10 protein-coding genes are annotated in these 8,672 nt (G+C 62.9%); 5 read left to right on the forward strand and 5 right to left on the reverse strand.

Features of this window, described 5'->3' with window-relative positions:
- Positions 1 to 1,203: alpha-glucosidase (locus tag QT222_RS11630; RefSeq protein WP_491477266.1), on the reverse strand; the 1,203-nt coding region annotated here is incomplete at its 3' end.
- Positions 1,204 to 1,321: 118 nt separating this feature from the next.
- Between QT222_RS11630 and QT222_RS11635 the strand changes: the two genes are divergently transcribed.
- On the forward strand, positions 1,322 to 1,495 hold the full coding sequence (locus QT222_RS11635) for a DUF7550 family protein (protein ID WP_169330953.1): 174 nt from the start codon (positions 1,322 to 1,324) through the stop codon (positions 1,493 to 1,495).
- A gap of 188 nt (positions 1,496 to 1,683) precedes the next feature.
- On the opposite strand, the gene purL is transcribed toward QT222_RS11635, so the two are convergent.
- Together purL and QT222_RS11645 are read right to left on the reverse strand one after the other, a co-directional pair.
- Entirely contained in the window at positions 1,684 to 3,792 is a 2,109-nt protein-coding gene (gene purL / locus QT222_RS11640) for a phosphoribosylformylglycinamidine synthase subunit PurL (RefSeq protein WP_491477267.1), read from the reverse strand.
- A 107-nt stretch (positions 3,793 to 3,899) separates the two neighbouring features.
- On the reverse strand, positions 3,900 to 4,334 hold the full coding sequence (locus QT222_RS11645) for a CBS domain-containing protein (protein ID WP_004572625.1): 435 nt from the start codon (positions 4,332 to 4,334) through the stop codon (positions 3,900 to 3,902).
- Between the two features lie 233 nt (positions 4,335 to 4,567).
- Here QT222_RS11645 and QT222_RS11650 point away from each other — a divergent pair, with 233 nt between their 5' ends.
- Together QT222_RS11650 and QT222_RS11655 are read left to right on the forward strand one after the other, a co-directional pair.
- Complete coding sequence (locus QT222_RS11650; protein WP_004572624.1) at positions 4,568 to 5,251, forward strand: PHP domain-containing protein; 684 nt, start codon at positions 4,568 to 4,570, stop codon at positions 5,249 to 5,251.
- Positions 5,251 to 6,342: an asparagine synthase C-terminal domain-containing protein gene (locus QT222_RS11655; RefSeq protein WP_491477268.1), complete on the forward strand. Its 1,092-nt coding sequence runs from the start codon at positions 5,251 to 5,253 to the stop codon at positions 6,340 to 6,342. Before QT222_RS11650 ends, QT222_RS11655 begins: the two co-directional genes overlap by 1 nt.
- A 21-nt stretch (positions 6,343 to 6,363) precedes the next feature.
- Here the strand turns inward: QT222_RS11655 and QT222_RS11660 are convergent, their stop codons facing one another.
- Positions 6,364 to 6,837: an NUDIX hydrolase gene (locus tag QT222_RS11660; RefSeq protein WP_004572622.1), complete on the reverse strand. Its 474-nt coding sequence runs from the start codon at positions 6,835 to 6,837 to the stop codon at positions 6,364 to 6,366.
- Between the two features lie 51 nt (positions 6,838 to 6,888).
- Positions 6,889 to 7,845 (reverse strand): transcription initiation factor IIB, encoded by a 957-nt coding sequence (locus QT222_RS11665; RefSeq protein ID WP_179955329.1) that lies wholly within the window; start codon positions 7,843 to 7,845, stop codon positions 6,889 to 6,891.
- A gap of 316 nt (positions 7,846 to 8,161) precedes the next feature.
- Here QT222_RS11665 and gatC point away from each other — a divergent pair, with 316 nt between their 5' ends.
- Positions 8,162 to 8,440 carry an Asp-tRNA(Asn)/Glu-tRNA(Gln) amidotransferase subunit GatC gene (gene gatC, locus QT222_RS11670; RefSeq protein ID WP_004572620.1) on the forward strand — a complete coding sequence of 93 codons (279 nt, stop codon included), beginning with the start codon at positions 8,162 to 8,164 and terminating at the stop codon, positions 8,438 to 8,440.
- A partial coding sequence (locus QT222_RS11675) for an amidase family protein (RefSeq protein ID WP_491477269.1) occupies positions 8,441 to 8,672 on the forward strand: 232 nt, incomplete at its 3' end. It abuts the gene before it with no gap.

The raw sequence follows: 8,672 nt of genomic DNA on the forward strand, positions 1-8,672 counted from the left end.
GCCCTGATAGATGTATGGCGTTCCGCGGAGGGTGTGCAGAAGCGTCGCGAGCAGTTTAGCTGACTCCGTTCGATATTCGCCGTCGTCGCCGAAGCGAGAGACCATCCGCGGTTCGTCGTGATTGTTGAGAAACAGCGAGTTCCAGCCATCGTCGGCGAGTCCTTCCAGCCAGTGGGACATCGACTCTTTGAGTTCCCGCGGCGACCACTCGTGATAGGACCAGCGACCGGCGTCTGTCATGTCGAGGCGCATGTGGTCGAACGTGAACACCATGCTCATGCCGTCGCCGTCCTCGCCGACGAAGTCTTTCGCCTGTTTGACGGTGAGGTCGGCCATCTCGCCGACCGTCATCGAATCGGTTCCGGCGAGCACCCGGTCGTAGATTTCCGAGAGATACTCGTGAATACGCGGGCCGTTGACGAACTTGTCCGCGCCGCGGACGATAGCCGTCGGGTCGTCGCTGTCGGGTAAGCCGTCCGGCTTGGAGATGAGATTGATAACGTCCATTCGGAACCCATCGATATCCCTGTCGAGCCACCACTCCATCATCTCGAACATCTCTTCGCGCAGGGCTTTTGTCTCCCAGTTCACGTCGGGCATCCGCTCGTCGAACAGGTGGAGATACCACTCTCCGGTGTGTTCGTCGTAGGTCCACGCGGGACCGCCGAAGAAGGACTCCCAGTCGTTCGGCGGAACCTCGTTCACCCCGTCGGGCGTGTCGTAGTCGTCGGGGTCGAGGGTGGTTCGGTCGGTCGACGCGGCAACCTCGTCGGGGTCGCGTCCTTCACGCCACCAGTAGTAATCGCGGTACTCGCTGTCTTTCGACGACCGCGACTTGACGAACCACTCGTGTTCGTCGGACGTGTGATTCACCACGAGGTCCATGATAAGCCGGATATCGCGCTCGTGGAGCGCGTCGCGGAGCGCCTCCCAATCGGCCATCGTCCCGAACTCGTCCAAAATAGCGCGGTAATCCGAGATGTCGTATCCGTTGTCGACGCCGGGGGATTCGTACACCGGATTCAACCAGACGCAGTCCACGCCGAGGTCGTCGAGGTACTCCACCTTCTCGATGATACCCGGGATGTCGCCCACGCCGTTACCATCAGAATCGTTGAAGCTTCGCGGGTAAATCTGGTAAACGACGGCCTCTTTCCACCAGCGGCGCTCGTCAGGTGGGCGTCGAGAGTTCACATAGGCCATAGTTCCGCACGGGATTTAGGTCTGTGTGTCGCCACAGACGCGCCGACGATGGTCGAACGCTGCCGTCGCAGGACGACGGTTAGGTGCGTTTTTGTACCGCGAACCCGTCGCGTCGCGTATGAGCGACGACCACCACGCGGGCGACCATGACCACGATGACCACCAGTCCGGCGAGGACGGCCGAGTTACCTCTCCGATGCAGGATTTCAGCATGGGCCAGGTCACGACCGGCGTTCTCGTCCTCGCCGTCGGTCTCGCCGTCACGTTCGGGTTGCCCCTGATTCTCGCGTAGAACCGGCAGTTCGAACGACTTCAGCTTTCTCTCCGTTTTTCTGCCGCGTCGCCACGCCAGTGTCTCGAAGACGGATACGGAAAGAGTGGCAGAAACGGGTAGATGCGGGGTAGAAGCGGAGACAGAGATGGTGGTCGAAACGAGGACAGAAACGGAGACAGAGATGGGGCAGAAAGAGAGTTTTCGAATTAGTCCAGTTCGCGGGTGAGTACGTCGCGGAGGTCGGCGATGTCGCCCGCGCCGTAGGCGAACTCGTCGCTATCGACAGCAACGGAAAGCGTCGCGTCGTCGGTCGTCGTCCCGAGTTCGACGACGGGCACGTCGCCGGCGAGGTCGCGAAGGGCGGCTTCGTCGGTCGTCTCCACGACGACGCGGCCGGGCGTCTCGTCGAAGAACGCAACGAGGTCGTCGGTCGAAACGTCGGCACCGACATCCTCGGTAACCATCTCGGCCAGTGCGACCGCGAGACCGCCGTGGCTCACGTCGTGGACGGCGAGCGTGGAGTCGGCGGCGGCGATGGTTCGAATCGTCTCGACTGCCGTCGCGGCGGCTTCGGCATCGGGGAGCGTCGGGAAGGCGTCCGAGCCACCGGCGTGGGCAAGGAAGGCCGAGCCACCGAGGGCCTCGCCGCCGGTGCCGACGAGGAAGAGGTCACCTTCTCCCGAGAGCGAGAGACCGGGCGACTGGCCGTCCGCTTCGCCGACCATCGCGAGCGTCGGCGTCGGCGGAATCGGACCGGAGACGGAGTCGTTGTACAGGGAGACGTTGCCGCCGACGACGGGGACCGAGAGTGCGCTGCACATGTCGGCGAGGCCGTCGACGATTCCCTTGAAGCCGCCGTACACGTCGGGTTTCTCGGGGTTGCCGCCGTTCAGACAGTCGACGGTTGCGAGGGGCGTCGCGCCCTTCGCGGCGAGGTTGGTCGCGTTTTCGAGGGCGACCGCGCGGGCACCGTCGTAGGGGGCCGCGTTCGTCCAGTTAGGGTCGGCACCGGCGGTAAAGGCGAGTTTCGTTCCCGCTTCGGGGATATCGAGGAGTGCCGAATCGTCGCCGGGGCGACGAGCGGTCCGCAGGCCGACCTCGTGGTCGTACTGGCGGTAGACCCACTCCTTCGAGGCCGTGTTGGGGTCGGAGACGACCGCTTCGAAGGCTTCGGTGAGGTCTGCGTCGGGCAGGTCGCGCTCGGCGGATTCTGGTTCGGCAGCGTCGAGGTCGTTCATCGGTGCGCCCTCGGCGAGGAACTCCGGCGGCACGTCCACGACGGTTTCGCCGTCGAAGGTACAGACGTAGTTGCCCTCGGCGACTTCGCCGATGACCTCGCTTCCGAGGTCGAACCGGTCGGCGATTTCCTGCACGCGTTCGACGTTCTCCGGCGCGACTTCGTAGCACATGCGCTCTTGGGACTCCGAGAGCAGAATCTCGAAGGCGTTCATGTTGGGTTCGCGCTGGTGGACCGCCTTCAGGTCGATTTGCGCGCCGAAGCCGCCCTTGGCGACGAGTTCGGAGGATGCGCCGCCGAGACCGGCGGCCCCGAGGTCGCGGGCGGACTCGACGAGGTCCTCGTCGATGAGCGCCTCGTTGCACTCGATGAGGAGTTTTTCCGTGTACGGGTCGCCGACCTGTACGGCCGGGCGGTCCTCGGTTTCGGCATCTTCTGCGAGGTCTTCGCTAGCGAAAGATGCGCCACCGAGACCGTCGCGACCGGTCGAGTTGCCGATGAGGACGAGTTTGTTGCCAGCTTTCTGTGCTTCGGCCGTGACGAGGCGGTCGGCCGAGAGCAGGCCGACACAGGCGACGTTGACGAGCGGATTACCTTCGTACTTCTCGTGGAAGGAGGTCGCACCGGTCACCGTCGGGACGCCGATGGCGTTCCCGTAGTCGGCGATTCCCTCGACGACGCCGTCGAGGAGGTACCGCGAGTGCTCGCGGTCGAAGTCACCGAAGTAGAGGCAGTCGGCGAGGGCGATGGGGTACGCGCCCATCGAGAGGGTGTCGCGGACGATGCCGCCGACACCCGTGGCCGCGCCGTCATACGGGTCGACGTAGGACGGGTGGTTGTGGCTCTCGATGCCGAGTGTGATGTACGTGTCGTCGTCCAAGGAGACGACTGCAGCGTCGTCGCCGGGGCCGATGACGACCTGGTCGCCTTCCGAGTCGAACGCCGACAAGAGCGGTCGGGACGACCGGTAGGCGCAGTGTTCACTCCAGAGGTTTTCGAAGAGTATCTCCTCGGCCGGCGTCGGGTCTCTACCGAGTTCGGCGACGACGAGGTCGCGGTCCGCGTCGGGAAGCGTCATTCATTGGTATGGTCAGAACGCACATTGTAAACCCTTTCTATGTGCACAAACGTGCGCAAAAATGAGTTGGCCGGTGCGAATCGCCCGTAGACTCGACTGCCGACGGGTTAGGCTGGCGTGTACGGCGGTGACCCGGCGCGGACGATTTCGCTCAGTTCGTGCATCTCGTCTTCGAGGAGGACGAGCAGGTCATCGAAGGTGATGATGCCGCTAAGCTTGCCATCGTCGACGATGGGTGCGCGCCGGACGCCGTGTTCGTGCATCTTCCGGAATAGCTCGTAGACGCCGGTATTCGCGTCCACGGTGAACGGTTTTTCCGTCATCACGTCTTTCGCTTTCATCTCGGAGACGCTTCCGCCAGCACCGACGCACTTGAGCGCGATGTCACGGTCCGTGACGATACCCTCAACTGAGTCGCCGTCGGCGACGATGACAGACCCGACCATCCGGTCTTCCATCATCTTCGCCAGTTCTTGTATGGGTGTGTCTATTGTTGCGGTTACCAGTTCGTCCTTCGGTCGTGCGATGTCTCGTACGGTCATGTTCTTTCTCCCTGGTGGCCCTCTCACGTGGGGGGTCTACCACCGTGCCAATAGTTCGCAACCCACGATATTATATCTATATCCTTACATTATTTCACGTTCGTACGGTATCTCGCCGGATACAGAACGTCTCGTAGGGGAGAGATTCATAAGCTAACAATTGTGCGTGACTCACCCACCCCAATCACACCGGGACCGGGGCGCTTTTTTAGCCGCCTTTGTTAGGAGACGATGTGTTATCGGTCGAGTTGCACTCACACTCGTCGCTGTCATACGACGGACGAGACCCAATCGAGTACCTCCTCGAACAGGCGGTCGCGGTCGGGTTAGACGCCCTCGCCGTGACCGACCACGACGAAATCGACGCCAGTCTCGAAGCCGCGGACCTCGCGTCGGACTACGGACTCGTCGGTATCCCGGGAATGGAGGTCACGTGCGCCGCAGGGCACGTTCTCGCACTGGGTGTCGAAGAGCTGATTCCCGCAGGTCTCTCGTACGATGAGACACTCGACCGCATCCGCGACGCCGGGGGCATCGCTGTTATCCCCCACCCGTTCCAGAAGTCGCGCCACGGCGTGGCTCCGCACATCTCCCGTGCCCAACTCGCCGCGGCGGACGCCATCGAAATCTATAACTCCCGACTCCTGACCGGCATCGCAAATCAGCGCGCAGAGCGCTTCGCAAAGCGTCGCGGCCTCTCAATGACCGCCGGAAGCGACGCGCACATCGCCGAGATGGTCGGACAGGCCGTTACGGAAGTCGGGACCGAGACGCGAACCGCCGATGCCATCCTCGACGCCATCACCGAAGGCCGAACCAGTGTCGTCGGCAGCAAGACTCCGTGGCGCATCTCGTTCCAGCAGGCGGCCGGTGGAGCGAAACGCCGCGTGAAACACGCGTTGGACGACTTGCTGTGATGCGCGGCGCGGACTCCTCTCTCGCTCGGCGCGCGCTCGACGGCCGCGACCCGCTCCCCGGAACCGCGGGGTACGCGGGCCAAGTCGATAGTCGTCTCGTCCGCGACGTGCTCGGCCGCCAACCGCTCTTTTCCGAACGTGACGACCCCGAGACGCGGTCGTTCGACCACCGCGACCTCTCCGACCCGGTTGCCGCCCCGCCGGGCCACGCCCGTCACATGACTGGTGAGTCCGCCGGTCGCGACGAATCCGTCTGGGAACTTCCCGACCCACCGGTTTCCACCGACCGCGAGGATGCCCTCGCCCGCGTCCGCAACGCCGTTTCCGAGTCGGTTCGCTCGGTTGACGACGACGGACTCGCCGTCGCCTTCTCTGGCGGCGTCGACTCCGCGGTCGTCGCTGCTGGCGTTCCGGACGCCCCGTGTTACGTCGCCGGGTTCGAAGGCTCACACGACATCGCCGCCGCCCGCGACGCCGCCGATGCGATGGGGAGAGACCTCCGTGTCGTCGAACTCTCCCACGACGCGCTCGAACGCGCCGTCCCGGAAATCGTCGATGCACTCGGGCGGACGAATCCGATGGACGTGCAAATCGTCTTGCCGCTGTATCTGCTCGCCGAGCAGGTCGCAGCCGACGGCTACGACCGCCTCGCGGTCGGACAGGGCTCGGACGAGCTCTTCGGCGGTTACGCCAAGGTCGCCAAGGCCCCCGACGACCCCCGCGTCGAAGCCGAGACGGTTCGGGGGGCCGCCCGAGAACTGATTCACACGCTCCCCGACCAACTCGAACGCGACGTGCTCGTACTTCGCGCGGCGGGCGTCGAACCGGTTGCTCCGCTGCTCCACGACCGAGTTGTGGACGCCGCGCTCCCGCTTCCGGGTGAGTTACTCGTGGACGGCGACCGGCGGAAAGTCGCCCTCCGCGAAGCCGCAAAGGACAGTATTCCGGAGTCAGTCGCCGAGGCGAACAAAAAGGCGGTGCAGTACGGCACGTACGCCTCCAGAGAACTCGACCGACTCGCCCGGCAAGCGGGATTCAAACGCCGGATGGACAACCACGTCGAAAAATACGTGCGGTCGCTGTTAGAGTAGCGGCGATTTCAGAGCGGCCACTCAGTTGCTGCCGGAGACGACCTCGATAGCTTCCAGTGCGATCTGAATCGTATCCTCGTCGAGGTCGCTCTCACGGAGGTCCGCAGGGCCGTACCAGTCCCACGCTTCGAGGTCGGCTTCGCCCGGTGCGGGGTCGATATCGCGGGAGTCGACGCGGGCGTAGTAGATGTGGTCGATGTGCTGGTGGCCGACCTCGCCGTCGTCGTGGACGTTGATGTCGTAGAGCATCTGGTACCGCGGGTGGGGAAGCGCCTCGCCACCGGGTGCGGGAACCGGGTCGGTGTCATCGACGAGTGTCGGATTGAGACCCGTCTCCTCGCGGACTTCGCGCAAGCCCGCCTCGTGGGGGAGTTCGTCGCGGTCGACGTGACCGCCCGGCGGAATGCGGATGCCGAGACGTTCGTGTCGGTGGAGGGCGACTGCGCCGTCGTTGACGATGTACACCGTCGAGGTGAAGTGTCGGGTCGTCTCCATACCCGTGGCTACAGTTGGTGTGTTATCGGTGTTGCGAAAAGACCAGACCGGTCAGGGCATCTGGGCCTGCTCTTCGGCTTCGAGCAGTTCGTGGTAGCGGTTGCGAATAGTTACTTCGGAGATGTTAGCGACGCCGGATACCTCGTTTTGTGTTACCTTCTCGTTGGTGAGAAGTGAGGCCGCATAGACTGCGGCGGCGGCGAGACCGACCGGGGACTTCCCTGAATGGACACCCTGTTCTTTGGCGTTTTTCAAGAGTTGGCGTGCGCGGCGCTCGGATTCGTCGGACAGCCCGAGTTCGCTGGCGAATCGTGGGACGTACTGTTCGGGGTCTGCGGGCTTGATTTCGAGCTTTAGCTCGCGGACGACGTACCGGTACGTGCGAGCGATTTCTTCCTTTTCGACGCGCGAAACACTCGTAATCTCGTCGAGCGACCGAGGCGTACTTGCCATGCGGGCGGAGGCGTACAATGCTGCTGTTGCGACGCCTTCGATAGAACGGCCGGGGAGTAAGTCATCGTTGAGAGCGCGGCGGTAGATAACGGACGCAGTCTCGCGGACGCTCTCCGGAAGGCCGAGTGCGGAGGCCATCCGGTCGATTTCGCCGAGCGCCTGCTTGAGATTCCGCTCCTTGGAGTCGCGGGTGCGGAAGCGCTCGTTCCAGGTGCGGAGTCGCTGCATCTTTTCGCGTTGTCGAGACGAGAGCGAGCGGCCGTAGGCGTCTTTGTTCTGCCAGCCGATGTTGGTCGAAAGCCCCTTGTCGTGCATCATGTTGGTGGTCGGGGCACCGACACGGGACTTCTGGTCTTTCTCTGAGGAGTTGAACGCACGCCACTCCGGGCCGCGGTCTATCTCGTTTTCTTGGACGACGAGACCACACTCGTCACAGACGGTCTCTCCGTGTTCCGAGTCGGAGACAAGCGTCTCCGAGCCACATTCGGGACACGAGAGCGCCTGCTCTCGGTCGGTCTCTGTCTGCTTGGAATCTTTCTTTTTTTCATTGCGCACGCGCGCGCTATCTGTCGTGAAACGTCGGACACTTTCTGTCATTGTGTGCGAGAGAAGCAACTGGGAACGGTCGTTCTCCACCTATTCGTATTGAGGGCGATTACTTATATCTGACGGCGAGAAAAGGACGGAATTGGCGTATTTTTGGACAATTAATCAGGAATAATTAGGTAGCCAGGGCCGGGCGAGACAAAGTCGAGACGGTGACGAAGACGAAACGGAGACGAAGACGAAACGGAGACGAAGACGAAACGGAGACGAAGACGAAACGGCGCACACCGAAACCCTTACTCCCAGTCTCCGTTTCCTCCGATACATGAGCGATACGCCCGTCGACGCCGACGAGGTACGACACGTCGCCGAGTTGGCGCGGGTCGACCTCGACGAGGACGAGGTCGAGGAGTTCACGACGCAGTTCGCGGACATCCTCGAATACTTCGACGCCCTCGACGAGGTTCCCGAAGTCGACCGCGAGGACGAACTGGTGAACGTGATGCGCCCCGACGAGGTCCACGAGGGACTGACGCAGGAAGAGGCGCTCTCGAACGCCGCAGAGACCGAAGACGGCTTCTTCAAGGGTCCACGGGTGTCCTAAATGTCTCTGAACGCATTCATCACGAAAGAGACGGTCGAGAGCGACGAAGATGGCCCTCTCGACGGTAAGACCATCGCCGTCAAGGACAACATCTCGACGAAGGGTCTCCGAACGACCTGCGGCTCTGCGATGCTCGAAGACTACGTTCCCCCGTACGACGCGACGGTCGTCGAGCACCTGAAGGAAGCAGGCGCGACCATCGTCGGCAAGGCCAACATGGACGAGTTCGGGA

Source organism: Haloferax sp. s1, from assembly GCF_058382125.1.